At 69.3% G+C, this 16202-nt stretch carries 15 protein-coding genes and 1 tRNA gene; 8 read left to right on the forward strand and 8 right to left on the reverse strand.

Annotation, left to right across the window (positions count from 1 at the left end; all coding sequences use genetic code 11):
- Nucleotides 1-158: 158 nt before the first annotated feature.
- The 4 genes from VGJ24_RS01200 to VGJ24_RS01215 all read right to left on the reverse strand — a co-directional run bounded on the left by VGJ24_RS01200 (nucleotide 159) and on the right by VGJ24_RS01215 (nucleotide 2396).
- A complete protein-coding gene (locus tag VGJ24_RS01200) occupies nucleotides 159-605 on the reverse strand; it encodes a hypothetical protein (RefSeq protein WP_331498621.1) in 447 nt (148 codons plus the stop codon).
- 85 nt (nucleotides 606-690) lie between these two features.
- A complete protein-coding gene (locus tag VGJ24_RS01205; RefSeq protein ID WP_331498622.1) occupies nucleotides 691-1200 on the reverse strand; it encodes a hypothetical protein in 510 nt (169 codons plus the stop codon).
- A gap of 147 nt (nucleotides 1201-1347) precedes the next feature.
- On the reverse strand, nucleotides 1348-2163 hold the full coding sequence (locus tag VGJ24_RS01210; protein WP_331498623.1) for an alpha/beta hydrolase: 816 nt from the start codon (nucleotides 2161-2163) through the stop codon (nucleotides 1348-1350).
- A gap of 144 nt (nucleotides 2164-2307) precedes the next feature.
- Nucleotides 2308-2396 (reverse strand) — tRNA-Leu (locus VGJ24_RS01215).
- A 134-nt stretch (nucleotides 2397-2530) separates the two neighbouring features.
- Between VGJ24_RS01215 and VGJ24_RS01220 the strand changes: the two genes are divergently transcribed.
- Complete coding sequence (locus tag VGJ24_RS01220) at nucleotides 2531-3877, forward strand: M20/M25/M40 family metallo-hydrolase (protein ID WP_331498624.1); 1347 nt, start codon at nucleotides 2531-2533, stop codon at nucleotides 3875-3877.
- A gap of 18 nt (nucleotides 3878-3895) precedes the next feature.
- On the opposite strand, the gene VGJ24_RS01225 is transcribed toward VGJ24_RS01220, so the two are convergent.
- Nucleotides 3896-4135: a DUF5703 family protein gene (locus VGJ24_RS01225; RefSeq protein ID WP_331498625.1), complete on the reverse strand. Its 240-nt coding sequence runs from the start codon at nucleotides 4133-4135 to the stop codon at nucleotides 3896-3898.
- Nucleotides 4136-4138: 3 nt separating this feature from the next.
- Nucleotides 4139-5086 carry an aldo/keto reductase gene (locus VGJ24_RS01230; protein WP_331498626.1) on the reverse strand — a complete coding sequence of 316 codons (948 nt, stop codon included), beginning with the start codon at nucleotides 5084-5086 and terminating at the stop codon, nucleotides 4139-4141.
- Between the two features lie 118 nt (nucleotides 5087-5204).
- Here VGJ24_RS01230 and VGJ24_RS01235 point away from each other — a divergent pair, with 118 nt between their 5' ends.
- The gene (locus VGJ24_RS01235; RefSeq protein WP_331498627.1) at nucleotides 5205-6032 is read left to right on the forward strand and encodes an undecaprenyl-diphosphate phosphatase; all 828 of its coding nucleotides are present in this window, start codon (nucleotides 5205-5207) and stop codon (nucleotides 6030-6032) included.
- 93 nt (nucleotides 6033-6125) lie between these two features.
- Here VGJ24_RS01235 and corA read toward each other — a convergent pair whose 3' ends face one another.
- Nucleotides 6126-7106, reverse strand: coding sequence for a magnesium/cobalt transporter CorA (corA, locus tag VGJ24_RS01240; protein WP_331498628.1), 981 nt, complete (start codon nucleotides 7104-7106; stop codon nucleotides 6126-6128).
- Between the two features lie 92 nt (nucleotides 7107-7198).
- Here corA and VGJ24_RS01245 point away from each other — a divergent pair, with 92 nt between their 5' ends.
- Genes VGJ24_RS01245 through mshC form a run of 4 tightly spaced genes read left to right on the forward strand, consistent with a single transcriptional unit; the run spans nucleotide 7199 to nucleotide 10558 of the window.
- Nucleotides 7199-7918 carry a histidine phosphatase family protein gene (locus VGJ24_RS01245; RefSeq protein ID WP_331498629.1) on the forward strand — a complete coding sequence of 240 codons (720 nt, stop codon included), beginning with the start codon at nucleotides 7199-7201 and terminating at the stop codon, nucleotides 7916-7918.
- Nucleotides 7919-7949: 31 nt separating this feature from the next.
- Nucleotides 7950-8507 carry a DUF3090 family protein gene (locus VGJ24_RS01250; protein WP_331498630.1) on the forward strand — a complete coding sequence of 186 codons (558 nt, stop codon included), beginning with the start codon at nucleotides 7950-7952 and terminating at the stop codon, nucleotides 8505-8507.
- Between the two features lie 12 nt (nucleotides 8508-8519).
- Complete coding sequence (locus tag VGJ24_RS01255) at nucleotides 8520-9281, forward strand: SCO1664 family protein (protein ID WP_331498631.1); 762 nt, start codon at nucleotides 8520-8522, stop codon at nucleotides 9279-9281.
- 41 nt (nucleotides 9282-9322) lie between these two features.
- Nucleotides 9323-10558 carry a cysteine--1-D-myo-inosityl 2-amino-2-deoxy-alpha-D-glucopyranoside ligase gene (mshC, locus tag VGJ24_RS01260; protein ID WP_331498632.1) on the forward strand — a complete coding sequence of 412 codons (1236 nt, stop codon included), beginning with the start codon at nucleotides 9323-9325 and terminating at the stop codon, nucleotides 10556-10558.
- Between the two features lie 83 nt (nucleotides 10559-10641).
- Here mshC and VGJ24_RS01265 read toward each other — a convergent pair whose 3' ends face one another.
- Complete coding sequence (locus VGJ24_RS01265) at nucleotides 10642-11490, reverse strand: PAC2 family protein (protein ID WP_331498633.1); 849 nt, start codon at nucleotides 11488-11490, stop codon at nucleotides 10642-10644.
- A 268-nt stretch (nucleotides 11491-11758) separates the two neighbouring features.
- On the opposite strand from VGJ24_RS01265, the gene metH reads away from it, so the two are divergent.
- Both metH and VGJ24_RS01275 read left to right on the forward strand, forming a co-directional pair.
- Nucleotides 11759-15457, forward strand: coding sequence for a methionine synthase (metH, locus tag VGJ24_RS01270; RefSeq protein WP_414691029.1), 3699 nt, complete (start codon nucleotides 11759-11761; stop codon nucleotides 15455-15457).
- Between the two features lie 4 nt (nucleotides 15458-15461).
- Nucleotides 15462-16133, forward strand: coding sequence for an HAD family phosphatase (locus tag VGJ24_RS01275; protein ID WP_331498635.1), 672 nt, complete (start codon nucleotides 15462-15464; stop codon nucleotides 16131-16133).
- Nucleotides 16134-16202 lie beyond the last annotated feature (69 nt).

Raw genomic sequence — 16202 nt, forward strand, 5'->3', positions numbered from 1 at the left:
GCAACGGGGCAACGACTCTGACTCCAGCGCGACCGGCTCACAACCCCAACACCGGCACTTCGGACAAGCCACTCCGGGACCCGTCGACCCTCAGCCTAAACCCACCCTCCCGAAGGTGTCTTGACACAGAAGGGAGCCATGAGCGTGCGCTTCTTCGATCAGCCGGTCGTTGCTTCTTTCAGCGTGTGAGACCCAGTGGCGATGACATGCCCGACCCATGCAGTCGGACAATCGGAGTCGTCTGGCTGGCCGTTGCCCGGCTCGATGGCAGCAATTCCCGCGAAGACGGCACGCCCGGAATTGTCGGTGATGTCCAGCTGCACACCAGCCGCGTGCCCCGTGTGCAGGACATGCTGACCCAAGGCCACGATCGACAGGCGGTTCTGACCGCTCGGGATGATCTGCATCGTGCAGTCATTCTCAACACATGCCCGGACCGTGAGCGCCTGCGGATGGAGGCGAAGGACGTTGGCGTAGTCGATCTGAACTGCCATCGAGGCGCCGACGTCGTCACAGGCGACACCGGCATGTGGCCCGTTGCAGGCGACGAGGAGCACAGACGCGACGGCGAGAATCCACACACGTTGTCCGGTTGCTCGCACCACTCGGTCAGCATCCCTGGTCGTTAGACGACGCGCACGCCCATCGGCAGGAGCGCGCACCTGACAGCGGCATGACAGTGCGTTTCTGTCAGCAGAAGGGCGGGTCGTTCTCGTTCAGGCACGGCGGTAGGGCGCGCATCGTGTGCGGTGAGTACAGGCTGGCGACCGACATGTACCGCTGCCCGTCGGCACACTTGCGCGGCACTGGGGCGAGGTTTGAGGCGGCCTTGGTTCGGTAGAACGAGCCGGCAGCGTCTATGTGGTCACCGATCCTGAAAGTGCCAAGTCCGGTCAAGTGGATCGCGGCGCCGTTGGCGACGATGTGCGAGCCCTGGTTAGCCCACAGCACGGCGTCGCCGATTGTGAAGCATCCCGACTTGGTGACCCCGACGTCCCCGTCCAGCACCACCCAACGGTCCGGGATTGCGACGGGAAACGAATCCTTGGGCCACAGGGTCGTCCCGCTAGCTGCGGTCGTCCCGGTGATGGACAAAGCGACGGTCGGGGTGGCGTCAGCGCCCGGCTGATTGTCATGCGCACCGCACCCCGTGGCCATCAGCCCAAGGGCGACGGCGCTCAGCAGCAGGCGTCTGCTCATGCCCCAAGGGTGCATTCAGTTGGTGCCCTCTTGGACGCTTGTGGCTGGATCGTGATGTACACGATCACCCACCGGCACGTCCGCGCAATGTCAGCGGCATGTGCGGACGGATTCGGATGCCTTGGCACCGCGTCTACCAGACGCGGCTCAGCTGGCGGTACCGAGGAGCCGGTCGAGGCTGCGGCGCACGCAGCCGGGGTCCTCGAGCCAGGGGAAGTGACCGTTGCCCGGAAGCACGTCTACCGGTTCGCCCACGAGCTCGGCGCTGTCACTGCTCGCGGTCACCGGTAGGGGGTCCAGTTCGCCGTGCACAAAACGGCTTGGCACAGTGCATTCGCGCAGAAGCTCAGGGAGGGCCGGCAGCTCGGCGCGGATGGAGGCCCAGCTTTCGTCGCTGGGGGCATGGCCGGTCTGGGGGATGGGCTGCGCGACGTCGAGGCTGGAAAAGTATCCCGGCCAGGCGATCTCCATGCCCTCCAAGTGTTCCTCATGCGTCAGCGGGCGAGTCGCCTCGATGGCGTCTAGTTCCTCCAACCGGGCCACGGTGGCCTCCGGGAGTCGGCGCATCAACTCGCCGTGGAGGGAGGCCAGTCCTCCATCGCCGACCGCGCCGAGTGGATCCACCAGAAGCGCGGCCCCGACGCGCGCAGGTGCCGCCGCCATGAGGTGGAGCAACAGGTGCCCGCCCCAGGAGTGGCCGACTATGGCTGGGGACTCCCATCCGAGGGTGTCGAGGACCTCGACGACGTCGTCGCGCAGCGTTGGGACGTCGAACGGCCCGGCCAAGATCGAGGGAGCGACTCCACGCTGTTGGAACGATGCAGCTCGGTAACCGTCCAGCTCCGGAAGAAGACTCTGCATGTAGTCAGTCATGCCCGGTCCGCCGTGCAAGAGCAGCACCGCAGGGCCCGAACCTGTGACCCAGCCCGCGAGCCCGCTCGGAGTGGTGAAGGTATCCCTCACAGCTGCAATCTAGTGCTGCCGCGGACCCTGTCGTAGGCCCCACGATGCATCCGCTCATCGGCAGATCCGTGCGCTGTCAGCGGCAGATGAGTGCGTTTGCGGCTCAGGCTTGGGCCCCTGACCTACGACAACTCACAGATTCCGTGGTGTCCGAGGGGGGACTTGAACCCCCACGCCCTAATACGGGCACTAGCACCTCAAGCTAGCGCGTCTGCCAATTCCGCCACCCGGACGAGTGCGGAGGGAACTCTAGCAACGCGGGCCGCGATCCTCACATCGGTGACGACGCTCCGGAGGGCGACCCAAGGGGGCACAAGGTGGCACGCGGGGGGCACTCAGGGGTGGTGACGAGTGTCAGGATGAGGGCATGGCGCAGGACTCCGAGCAGACCGCGACCGGTACGCCGTACGACCCGGCCTACGACCCCGCGGGCGAGGTGGTCGACCTCTGCCGGGACCTGATCCGGATCGACACCAGCAACTACGGCGACGAGTCCGGACCGGGGGAGCGGAAGGCGGCCGAACACGTCGCGTCCCTGCTCGACGACGTCGGGGTCTCCTCGGAGCTGTTCGAGCTGGACTCCGGGCGCACGTCGCTGGTCGCCCAGTGGGGCGCGACGCCGGGCGGCGAGGGTGCGTTGCTGCTCCACGGCCACCTGGACGTCGTCCCGGCGGCCGCCGACGACTGGCAGGTCGACCCGTTCTCGGGGGAGATCCGAGACGGCTACCTCTGGGGTCGCGGGGCGGTCGACATGAAGGACTTCGACGCGATGGTGCTGTCGGTGGTGCGGGCGCGCACCCGGGCGGGTGCGGTGCCGGAGCGGCCTGTGGTGCTCTGCTTCACCGCCGACGAGGAGGCCGGTGGCCACCACGGTGCGCAGGTGCTGGTCGAGGACCATACCGAGCATCTCGCGCACTGCACCGAGGCCGTCGGTGAGGTCGGCGGGTTCAGTACGACGATCAGGGGTCAGCGGCTGTACCTGATCGAGGCGGCCGAGAAGGGCATGGCCTGGATGAAGCTCACTGCACGCGGTCGAGCCGGCCACGGCTCGATGATCAACGACGACAACGCGGTGACGCGGCTGACGGCCGCGGTGGCGCGGATCGGCGCGCACGAGTGGCCGGTGCGCCTCACGCCGGCCATGCAGACCCTGCTCGCCGCGGTCGCTGAGATCGCCGGCACCGAGGCGAGGCCAGAGAACGCCGAGGCGCTGGTCGAGGAGTTCGGCGGCGCCGCCCGGATGATGGGTGCGGTCATCCGCAACACCGCCAACCCCACGATGCTCGAGGCCGGATACAAGGTGAACGTGATCCCCACCGAGGCGACGGCCCATGTGGACGGCCGCTTCCTGCCCGGTTATGAGGACGAGTTCTTCGAGACCGTGGCCGTGCTCTGTGGCGAGGGCATCGAACGGACCTACCTCTCGCACCAGCAGCCGTGGGAGACGCCGTACGACGGTGACCTGGTCGACGCGATGAGCCGCTGCCTCCTCGCCGAGGACCCCGACGCCCGGGTGGCGCCGTACCTGATGAGCGGTGGCACCGACGCCAAGCACTTCAACAAGCTGGGGTTGCGCAGCTACGGATTCGCGCCGCTGCGGCTGCCCGCCGACCTCGACTTCACCGCGCTCTTCCACGGCGTCGACGAGCGGGTGCCGGTGGACGGGTTGGAGTTCGGGGCGCGCGTCCTCGACCGGTTCCTCGAAGAGATCTGAACCGGCCCGGCCCACGCGTCAGGTGAGCGTCGGCCGCATCCGGATGATCTTGCGACGCAGGACCACCCGGCGGGTGCCGTCGGGAGAGACGTGCACCCGGTCGAGCTCCCAGCCGCCGTGCTCGGCGCGCTCGACGAGCATCGTGGTCACGACGTTGCGGGAGAACTCCCGCGCGATCGTGAGCTTCTCGAACTCCCACTCCACCCGCCGCCAGGTCGCACGCCGCAGAGCGGGATCGAAGATCTGGGCTGTGGGCACGGCTCAGTCCTCCGAGACGTCGTCGAGGGCGGCGACGATCTCCGATGGCAGGGTCAGGTCCTCGACCGCCAACGCTCCGAGGAGCTGCTTGGCGGTGCGTGCCCCGACGATCGGGGCGGTGATACCCGGGCGGTCGCGGACCCAGGTGAGAGCCACCTCGGTCATCGACCAGCCCAGGCCGTCCGCGGCCTTGGCGACGGCCTCGATGACCCCCTGGCAGCGGGAGTCGAGGTAACGCTCGATCACCCGGCCGAAGGACTCCGACGCGCCGCGGGAGTCCGACGGGATGCCGTTGCGGTACTTGCCGGTGAGCACGCCGTGTCCCAGCGGCGACCACGGCAGGATGCCCAGGCCGAGCGCCTCGGCCGCGGGCACGACGTCCGCCTCGATGCGGCGGTTGACCAGTGAGTACTCCATCTGGGTCGACGCCAGCGTGGCCCGGCCTGGCACCGCGCGCTGCCACGTGGCGGCCTGTGCGGTCTGCCAGCCGGTGTAGTTGGAGATGCCGACGTACGACGCGCGTCCGGACGCGACGGCCTGGTCGAGGACGGTCAACGTCTCCTCGATCGGCACGCCGTCGACCCAGGTGTGGACCTGCCAGAGATCGACGTGGTCGACGCCGAGCCGACGTAGAGATGCGTCGAGGTCGGCCAGTAGCCGACCTCGGGAGGCATATGTCTCGCGCTCGCCCCGGCGGCGCGAGATACCTCCCTTGGTCGCGATCACGATCTCGTCCCGCGCGACAACGTCTCCGATCAGCCTGCCGAGCAGCTCCTCCGAGGCGCCGTCGGCGTACCCGGCCGCCGTGTCGACGAGCGTGCCGCCCGCCTCGGCGAAGGCGATCAGCTGGTCACGGGCCTCGTGCTCGTCGGTCTCCCGACCCCACGACATGGTCCCCAGGCCGAGCCGCGAGACCGTGAGGCCCGTGGCACCGACCGCCCGCTGTTGCATGCGGACAAACGTATCCCTTCGCAGGTCCTTGGGGTGTCCCGAACTCGAAGCTCGGTCCACGCCCTAGCCTTGGTCCGGCCGACATCCTGCCGACATCCCTCCACACCGAAAGCTGCCGATGAACTACTTCGACGCGATCATCTTGGGCATCGTGGAGGGGCTCACCGAGTTCCTGCCCGTCTCGAGCACCGGCCACCTGACGATCGCCGAGAAGATGCTAGGTCTCGAGGTCGACGACCCGGCCGTCACCGGCTTCACCGCGGTGATCCAGATGGGCGCGATCGCGGCGGTGATCCTCTACTTCGCCCGCGACATCTGGAACATCGTCCGCACCTGGGTGCTGGGTCTGGTGAAGCCGGAGTACCGCGGCCACCGAGACTTCCGGATGGGCTGGTACATCATCGTCGGGACGATCCCGGTCGGCATCGTCGGGCTGGCGTTCAGGAACGTGATCAAGGACGACCTGCGCTCGCTCTGGGTCGTGGGGTATGCGCTGATCGGCTGGAGTGTGGTGATGTGGGCCGCCGAGCGGACCGCGCGCCAGGACCGGTCCGAGAAGCGGCTCAACCTGACCGACGCGGTGGTGGTCGGCCTCTTCCAATGCGTCTCCCTGATCCCGGGCGTCTCGCGATCTGGGGCGACGATCTCGGCGGGGCTCTTCCGCGGGCTCGACCGCGTGACTGCGACCCGGCTCTCGTTCTTCCTCTCCATCCCGGCCCTGCTGGCGGCCGGGATCTTCGAGATGAAGGACGCGCTCGGCGGCAACATCAGCGTGGGCGAGACCATCGTGGGGACCGTGGTGGCGTTCGTCGTCGCCTACGCGACGGTGGCGTGGCTGCTCCGCTTCGTCGCCCACCATCCGATCACGTGGTTCATCCCGTATCGGGTGGCGCTGGGTGTGCTCCTGCTCGTGCTGCTGGCCAGCGGGGTGATGTCGGCAACCTGATCCCGACGGCTGCCGGGTCTGGCTCCTGCGGTTTGGTCCCAAACCGCAACCTGGATCGATCCAAGACTGCGGTTTGGGACCAAACCGCAAGGTTCAGAGCCAGCCGGACCGCTTGAAGAACATCCACAGCGCGCCCACGAAGAGCACCATCAGGGCGATCGAGTAGGCGTAGCCGTATTGCCACGTGAGCTCGGGCATGTGCACGAAGTTCATGCCGTAGACGCCCGCGATCAGGGTGGGCGCGGCGACCAGGCCGACGCCGGCTGAGATCTTGCGCATGTCCTCGTTCTGCTGCACCGAGATCTGCGCCAGGTGGGCGTCGAACGCCGTGGACAGCAGCTGGTCGAGCCCGTCGACGGTCTCGGCCACGCGGTTGAGGTGGTCGAGGACGTCGCGGAAGAACGGCGCGGACGCCTCGTCGATGCCGGGGACGGCGCCGGTGGCGAAGCGCCGCATCGGCTCGCGTAGCGGGAGTACGGCGCGCCTGGCCTCGGCGATCTCGCGCTTGAGTGTGTAGATACGGGCCGAGTCGTTGGTCCGCTGGGCCGAGAAGACCGACGTCTCGACCTCGTCGACGTCCTCCTCGAGGGAGCTCATCACCGACAGGTAGCCGTCGACGACCCGGTCGCACACGGCGTACACCACGGCGGAAGGTCCGTGGGTGAGCACGGCGGACTTGGCCTCGAGGTCGCGCCGTGCGCTGTGCAGCTCCGAGCCGGAGCCGTGCCGCACGGTGATCACGAAGTCGTCGCCCACGAACATGTTGATCTCGCCGGTCTCGACCGCGTCCGTGGCATCGACGTACCACAGGGACTTCACGGTCAGGAACAGCGTGTGCTCGTAGCGCTCGAGCTTGGGACGTTGGTGCGCGGTGAAGGCGTCCTCGACCGCCAGTGGATGGAGTCCGAACTCCTCCTCGACGGTCGCCAGCTCCTCCTCGTTCGGCTCGTGCAGGCCGACCCAGACGAAGTCGCCGGGCTCGGTCGCGAGCTTGCGGACGCGGCCCAGATCGCTGGGCGGGAGGTCGTCGACGATCCGCTTCCCCTGGCGGTACACGGCGCTGTCCACGATCACGGCGCCCACGCTAGTCCCGTCGGTAAGGCGTGAGGCGCAGCCGCGCAGGAACTCCCCGAGGACCACCCGGGGGCGCCCCCTAGTCTCGACCCATGGCCACCGTGATCCTGCTCCGGCACGGGCGTACCGAGGCGAACGCGTCCGGCACGCTGGCCGGCCGCACGCCCGGCGTCCATCTCGACGATCTCGGCCGCACCCAGGCCGAACGGGCGGCCGAAAGACTCGCCGTGGTACCGCTCGCCGAGCTCGTGTCCAGCCCCCTCGAGAGGTGCCGGGAGACGGCGCGGGCCGTCGGGGCCCGCCAGGCCACCAGGCCGCGCGTGCACACCGACAAGGCGTTGACCGAGTGCGACTACGGCGAGTGGCAGGGCCGGAAGCTGCGCGACCTGGCGCGGCTGGCGCTGTGGAAGACGGTGCAGACCAACCCGTCCGCCGCGACGTTCCCGGGCGGGGAGTCGCTGCTCCACATGCAGTCGCGCGCGGTCGACGCCGTACGCCGTCGGGACGCCGCCGTCACGGCGGCGCACGGTGCCGACGCGGTCTGGCTGGCGGTCAGCCACGGCGACGTGATCAAGTCGGTGATCGCCGATGCCCTGGGCATGCACCTCGACCTGTTCCAGCGCATCCAGGTCGACCCCGCCTCGATCTCGGTGATCCGCTACACCGAGGCCCGGCCCTACGTCCTGTCCGCCAACACCCACGAGGGCGATCTCTCCTGGCTGGTCCCGCAGGTCCCGAAGAAGGGTTCGCGGAAGAGGGCCGACCACGGTGCCGCCGTCGGCGGGGGCGCCGGAGCGGGAACGCGGCCCTGAGCCGCTCCACTCCGCTGCATAAGGTGGAGCCATGCCCGTGATGCACGAGTTCGACCCGCCCGAGCGTTTCGTGGCAGGCACGGTCGGCGAACCCGGCGGGCGCACGTTCTTCCTGCAGGCCCGCTCCGGCCCGCGGATGGTCAGCGTCGCGCTGGAGAAGCAGCAGGTCGCCGTGCTCGCGGAGCGCGTCGACGAGCTCCTCGACGAGGTGATGGCCAGCACCGGAAACGACACGCTGATCCCGGCGGTCGCGCCGGTCGCGCTGGACGACGCCGGTCCGCTGGAGCAGCCGATCGACGAGCAGTTCCGGGCGGGCACCATGACCCTGTCCTGGGACCCCGCCATCGCCCGGGTCGTGATCGAGGTCTTCCCGCTGACCGACACCGCCGAGGAGGACGACGAGGAGGACGAGCCGGAGGAGGTCTTCCTGGTCCGCCTCGAGGCCGGCCCGGCGCGCGCCTTCGTGAAGCGGGCCAGCCTCGTGCTCGAGGCGGGCCGTCCGGACTGCCCCTTCTGCGGCAGCCCGATCGACCCCGACGGCCATCTCTGCGTCCGCGCGAACGGGTTCCGCCGTCGCGACCCGGCGTGACGGACCCTCCTGATGGGGCAGACACTCCTCACCGCTGAGCTCAGGCTGCACGGCCGGGTGATGCCGGCGTCGAACGCGACGTTCGTCGGCGAGGTCGACGGCTGCCGCGTCATCTACAAGCCGGTCGCGGGGGAGCGGCCGCTGTGGGACTTTCCCGACGGCACCCTGGCCGAGCGCGAGGAGGCGGCGTACGTCGTCTCGGAGGCGCTGGCGTGGAACATCGTCCCGCTCACGTTCCGCCGCGACGGCCCGCACGGTCTCGGGATGGTGCAGGTCTGGCAGGAGCCGGATCCGGTCCAGGAGGCCGTCACGCTGGTGCCGGACACGGAGGTGCCCGAGGGCTTCCTCTATGTGTTCGAGGGCGTGGACGACCGCGACCAGGTCGTCTCGCTGGTCCACGAGGACACTCCGGAACTGCGGCGGATGGCGGTGTTCGACGCGGTGGTGAACAACGCCGACCGCAAGGGCGGGCACGTGCTGACGATGACCGACGGCCACCGTTACGGCGTCGACCACGGGCTGACCTTCCACGTCGAGCACAAGCTCCGGACCGTGCTGTGGGGGTGGGCCGGCGAGCTCCTCACCGACGACGACCGCGACGGGCTGGAGCAGATCTCCGCCCGGCTCGAGGGAGATATCGGCGAACGCCTGCTCGGTCTGCTCACGCCGCACGAGGTCGAGGCGACCCGGCGCCGGGTCAAGCGGCTGCTCCGGGTCGGCACCCTGCCGGAGCCCGGCCAGGGCTGGCGGGCCATCCCGTGGCCACCCTTCTGACACCCGGACGACGAGCGGGACGGCTGCCGTAGTCTCCCGATATGCGTGCGTGGCCTGCTCCGGACCTGCCTGTCCTCCCCGTGACGGCGCCCCCGGTTCGAGTACACGACACGGCCAGCGGCGGCCTCGTCGAGACGCGTCCTGACGGTCCGGCCCGCCTGTACGTCTGCGGCATCACGCCGTACGACGCGACCCACATGGGCCACGCCGCGACGTACGTCGCGTTCGACCTGCTCCACCGGGCCTGGCGCAACGCCGGGCACGACGTGGTCTACGTGCAGAACGTGACCGACGTCGACGACCCGTTGTTCGAGCGGGCGGCGAAGGTGGGGATCGACTGGCGCGAGCTGGCGGCACGGGAGACCGAGCTGTTCCGTCAGGACATGGCCGCGCTCCGGATCCTCCCGCCTGCGCACTTCCCGGGTGCCGAGGAGTCGCTGCACCTGATCGTCGATCTGATCCGCCGACTCCAGGACGTCGGTGTGGTCTACCAGGTGGACGACGACCTCTACTTCTCGGTGTCGGCGGATCCGGCGTTCGGCGACGAGTCCGGCTGGACCCGCGACGAGATGCTCGCGGTCTTCGCCGACCGCGGCGGCGACCCCGACCGGGCGGGGAAGAAGGACCCGCTCGACTGCCTGGTCTGGCGCGCGGAGCGACCCGGTGAGCCGGCCCTCGACAGTGCACTCGGCCGCGGCCGCCCTGGCTGGCACGTCGAGTGCACCGCGATGGCCCTCGACCTGCTGGGTGAGCGGTTCGACGTCCAGGGCGGAGGCACCGACCTGATCTTCCCGCACCACGAGATGTGCGCCTCCGAGGCCCAGGTGCTCACCGGCGCGCCGTACGCCCTGGCCTATGTGCACGCCGGGATGGTCGCCTACGACGGCGCGAAGATGTCGAAGTCGAAGGGAAACCTGGTCTTCGTCTCGGCCCTGCGAAACAGCGACGTCGACCCGATGGCGATCCGGCTGACCGTGCTCCGGCACCACTATCGCTCCGACTGGGAGTGGACCGACGACCAGCTGTGGGCTTCCATCGACCAGCTCGACAGGTGGCGTCGCGCGCTCGCGGTCGGTGCCGGTGCTCCGGCCGCGCCGGTCGTGGACGCCGTCCTCACCGCACTCGCCACCGACCTGGACGCGCCGTCCGCGATCGCGGCCGTCGACGCGTGGGCGGACGCCACGCTCGGGAGCTCGGGCCTCGCGGACACCAGCGATCCCGAGGCGGGCGCGTCGATGCGTGCGCTGCTCGACGCCGCGCTCGGCGTCGCTCTGTAGCGACCGGTAGCCCTCTGTAGGGACACCGGGTCGTCAGATGACGACTCGGCGTGATGGCGCTGTCTTTGCGCCGACTCGGCGGGTCAGGCCTCGTCGCCGCGTCGCTTCAGGTACCGCTCGAACTCCCGCGCGATCGCTTCGCCGCTCGCCTCCGGCAGGTCGGTCGTGTCGCGGGTCTCCTCGAGGGCGCGGACGTAGTCCGCGACGTCCTCGTCCTCCTCGGCCAGCTCGTCGACACCGCGCTCCCAGGCGCGTGCGTCCTCCGGTAGCTCGCCCAACGGGATCGCGCACTCGAGCAGCTCCTCGATCTGCCCGAGCAGGGCCAGCGTCGCCTTCGGGCACGGCGGCTGCGCGACGTAGTGGGGGACTGCCGCCCAGTACGACACCGACGGTACGTCGAGCCGCACGCAGGCGTCCTGGAAGACGCCGACGATGCCGGTCGGCCCTTCGTACGTCGACTGCTCGAGCCGGAGCCGGTCGACCAGGTCGGGCTCGGTCGCGGTCCCCGAGACCGGGATCGGCCGGGTGTGCGGAGTGTCGGCCAGGAGGGCGCCGAGCGTGATCACGAGCTCACCCCCGAGGTCGTCACAGGCGGCCAGGAGCTCGGCACAGAACTGGCGCCAGCGCATGTTCGGCTCGATGCCGCGGATCAGGATCACGTCGCGGTCGAGGTCCGGAGGAGAGGCGACGGCGAGCTGCGTGCTCGGCCAGGTGATCCGGCGGTGCCCGAGCTCGTCGCTGCCGACGAGGGGACGGTTCACTTGGAAGTCGTAGAACTCCTCCGGGTCGATGGCGCCGATGATCCGCGCGTCCCAGACCTTGATCAGGTGGTCGATGACGGCCGACGCCGCGTCGGCCGCGTCGTTCCAGCCCTCGAAGGCCGCAATCACCACCGGCTCGATCAGGCCGTCGATCTCCTCGATCTCGATCACTCGACAACAGTAGTCATCCAGGTGATGGCTCCGCCCACCGAAACGGTCCGGTCGCGGTCCGGTCGGGATTTCGTCGAGCGCCCCGAACGGTGTCACGATGCGGGAACGGAGTCCGCCACCTGGGACGTCGTTCCTAGGCTGGTGACCCACGAGAGCCGACGACATTTTTGGGAGTGCTGTGCCGCAGCCGGAGGGGACCCACCGTCCCGATGCGACCGAGGAGCTCGGCGAGCTCCTCGGCGCGCGGATCCTGGTGCTCGACGGGGCGATGGGCACGATGATCCAGGAGCATCGCCTGGACGAGGCGGCGTACCGCGGAGAACGCTTCGCGTCCTTTGACGGTGACCTGGCCGGCGACAACGACCTGCTCTCGCTGAGCAACCCCGAGGTGATCCGTGCGATCCACCGCGCGTACCTCGACGCGGGCGCCGACATCATCTGCACCAACACCTTCAACGGCACCCGCATCTCCCAGGCCGACTACGGTCTCGAGGACCTCTGCTATGAGCTGAACGCCGCCGCGGCGGGGCTGGCACGGGAGGCGGCGGACGACGCCTCGACTCCCGACCGGCCGCGGTTCGTGGCCGGTTCGCTCGGCCCGACGTCCAAGACCGCGTCGATCTCGCCGGACGTCAACGACCCGGGCGCGCGCAACGTCACCTTCGACGACCTGGTGGCGGCGTACCTCGAGGAGGCGCGCGGCCTGGTGGACGGCGGCGTCGACATCCTCCTGATCGAGACGATCTTCGACACCCTCAACGCCAAGGCCGCGATCTTCGCGGTCGAGACGCTCTTCGAGGAGCACGGTCGGCGGTGGCCGGTGATCGTGTCGGGCACCATCACCGACGCCAGCGGGCGCACGCTGTCCGGCCAGGTGACCGAGGCGTTCTGGAACTCCATCCGGCACGTCCGGCCGCTCGCAGTCGGGCTGAACTGCGCGCTCGGTGCCGAGGACCTGCGTCCGTACGTCGCCGAGCTGTCGCGGATCGCGAACTGCTTCGTCTCCGCCCACCCGAACGCCGGGCTTCCCAACGCCTTCGGCGAGTACGACGAGACCCCCGACCACATGGCGGAGGTGCTGGGGGAGTTCGCCACCAGCGGGCTGCTGAACATCGTCGGCGGATGCTGCGGCACCACCGCCGACCACATCGCCGCGATCGCCGACGCGGCGAAGGGCGTCACGCCGCGACCGGTCCCGACGATCGACGGCGCGATGCGGCTGTCCGGGCTCGAGCCGGTGACGATCACCGAGGACAGCCTGTTCGTCAACGTCGGCGAGCGCACGAACATCACCGGCTCCGCGCGCTTCCGCAAGCTGATCAAGGACGGGGACTACGACACCGCGCTGTCCGTGGCGGCGCAGCAGGTCGAGGCCGGCGCGCAGGTCATCGACGTGAACATGGACGAGGGGATGATCGACGGGGTCGCGGCGATGGACCGCTTCCTCAAGCTGATCGCCTCCGAGCCCGACATCTCGCGGGTGCCGGTCATGGTCGACTCCTCGAAGTGGGAGGTGATCGAGGCCGGCCTGAAGTGCGTGCAGGGCAAGGCGATCGTCAACTCGATCTCCATGAAGGAGGGCGAGGAGGCGTTCATCGAGCACGCCCGGCTGTGCCGCCGGTACGGCGCGGCGGCGGTGGTGATGGCGTTCGACGAGGACGGCCAGGCCGACAACCTGGAACGTCGTACCGCGGTGTGCGAGCGCGCCTACCGGATCCTCACCGAGAAGGTGGGATTCCCGCCCGAGGACATCATCTTCGACCCGAACGTGTTCGCGATCGCGACGGGCATCGAGGAGCACGCGGCGTACGGGCACGACTTCATCCAGGCGACCCGCTGGATCAAGGAGAACCTCCCCGGCGCCCTGGTCTCCGGCGGCATCTCCAACGTCAGCTTCAGCTTCCGCGGCAACAACCCGGTGCGCGAGGCGATCCACGCGGTGTTCCTGTACCACGCGATCGCGGCCGGCCTCTCCATGGGCATCGTCAACGCCGGCGCCTTGACCGTCTACGACCAGGTGGACCCCGAGCTGCGCGAGCGGATCGAGGACGTCGTCCTCAACCGGCGCGCCGACGCCGCCGAGCGTCTGCTGGAGATCGCCGAGCGCTACAACACCGCCGCCGGCGAGGTCGAGGAAGCTGCTGAGGAGTGGCGGGAGCTCCCGCTCCGCGAGCGGATCACGCACTCGCTGGTGAAGGGCATCGACACCTACGTCGAGGGCGACACCGAGGACCTCCGCGTCGAGATCGCGGCCGCCGGTGGACACCCGATCGAGGTGATCGAGGGTCCGCTGATGGACGGCATGAACGTCGTCGGTGACCTCTTCGGCGCCGGGAAGATGTTCCTGCCGCAGGTCGTCAAGAGCGCGCGCGTCATGAAGAAGGCGGTGGCCCACCTCATCCCGTTCATCGAGGAGGAGAAGGCCAAGGACCCCGCGCTGGCCAAGCAGAAGGACACCAACGGCACGATCGTCACCGCGACGGTGAAGGGCGACGTCCACGACATCGGCAAGAACATCGTGGGCGTCGTGCTCCAGTGCAACAACTACGAGGTGATCGACCTCGGGGTGATGGTGCCGGCGCAGAAGATCCTCGACACGGCGCGCGAGGTCGAGGCCGACGCGATCGGGCTGTCGGGCCTGATCACACCGAGCCTCGACGAGATGGTGAACGTCGCGACCGAGATGCAGCGCCAGGGCTTCACGCTGCCGCTGCTGATCGGCGGCGCGACCACGTCGCGCGCCCACACCGCCGTCAAGGTCGATCCCCGGTACGACGGTCCGGTGGTCTGGGTGAAGGACGCCTCTCGCTCGGTGCCGGTCACCGCCGCGCTCCTGCACGAGACCAACCGCGTGAAGCTGATGGCGGACGTCAAGGCCGACTACGACTCGCTGCGGGCCCGGCATGCGGCCAAGAACGATCGACCTCTGGCCACCCTCGAGGACGCCCGCGCGGCGCGCACCCCGATCGAGTGGCAGGGCTACCGGCCGCCGCGGCCGCACCTGCTCCTGCAGCAGGACCACGACGTCTCGCCGATCACCGGCCGCCGGGGTGCGACCCAGCACGTGCGGGTCGTCCGGAACGCCGACCTCGGCGACATCCGCCGCTACATCGACTGGCAGCCGTTCTTCAACGCGTGGGAGATGAAGGGGTCGTTCCCGGAGATCCTCGAGGACGCCGACTCCGGCGAGACCGCGCGGAAGCTGTACGACGACGCGCAGAAGATGATGGAGCGCCTGATCGACGAGAAGTGGCTGACCGCGAACGGTGTGGTCGGTCTGTTCCCGGCGAACTCGGTCGGCGACGACATCGAGGTGTACCTCGACGAGCAGCGCGGCGAGGCGCACGCCGTACTCCACCAGCTGCGGCAGCAGGGGGCACACCGGCCCGGCGTACCGAACCGATGCCTGGCCGACTTCGTCGCGCCCAAGGAGACCGGCCTCAAGGACTACGTCGGGTTGTTCGCGGTCACGGCCGGGATCGGCAGCCAGGATCGGATCGAGGAGTTCAAGAAGGAGCTCGACGACTACTCCGGGATCCTGCTCGAGTCGTTGGCGGATCGGCTGGCGGAGGCCTTCGCCGAGCGGATGCACGAACGCATCAGGCGTGAGCTGTGGGGCTACGCCCCCGACGAGCACCTCGACAACCGGCAGCTGATCAAGGAGCAGTACCACGGCATCCGGCCCGCGCCGGGGTACCCCGCGAGCCCGGACCACACCGAGAAGAAGGTCCTGTGGGACCTGCTCGACGTCACCACGAACACCGGCATGGAGCTCACGGACTCGATGGCGATGTGGCCGGGTGCGTCGGTGTCCGGGATCTACTTCAGCCACCCCGAGTCGCAGTACTTCGTGGTCGGCCGGCTCGCGCCCGACCAGGTGGCCGACTACGCCGAGCGCAAGGGCTGGACGCTGGCCGAGGCCGAACGCTGGCTCTCGCCCAACCTCGGCTACGACCCGGAGGACTGATCCGGTGGGAGACGAGGCACCGGGTCGCCGGATCGACTCGTACGCCGCCGTGCTCTGGGACATGGACGGCACGCTCGTCGACACCGAGCCCTACTGGATGGTCGCCGAGCTCGCGCTGGCCGAGAGGTACGGCGGCACGTGGACGCCCGAGCAGTCGCTCACCCTGGTCGGCTTCGACCTCATCGACGCAGCACGCGTCATGCGCGAGCGGATGGGCATCGAGCCCGCTCCCGAGCAGATCGTCGAGGAGATGCTCGACTCGGTGATCGAGCAGGTGGAGCACGCCGTACCGTGGCGCGAGGGGGCGGTCGAGCTGCTCTCGTCGCTCGGTGAGGCGGGCGTCCCGTGCGCGCTGGTCACGATGTCCTGGACCCGCTTCGTCAAGCCGATCCTCGAGGGACTCCCGGTGGACACGTTCGCCGCGGTGGTCACCGGAGACACCGTCGACCGCGGCAAGCCCCACCCGGAGCCCTATCTGACCGCGGCCCGGGAGCTCGACGTGCTCGCCGGTGACTGCCTGGCGATCGAGGACTCCGACACCGGCGCGACGTCCGCCGTCGCGGCGGGCTGCACGGTGCTCTGCGCCCCCCTGCACGTGCAGGTCCCACCGGGTCCGGGCCGGGTCTTCACCGACTCCCTCGTCGGCCTCTCGGCCTCCTCGCTGCTTCCGGCCTGAGTTGCGGTTTGGTCCCAAACCGCAGATTTGGACCGTTCCAACGTGCGGTTTGGGACCAAACCGCAGCAA

It is taken from the genome of Nocardioides sp. (assembly GCF_036493135.1).
In the GTDB taxonomy this organism is placed as follows: domain Bacteria; phylum Actinomycetota; class Actinomycetes; order Propionibacteriales; family Nocardioidaceae; genus Nocardioides.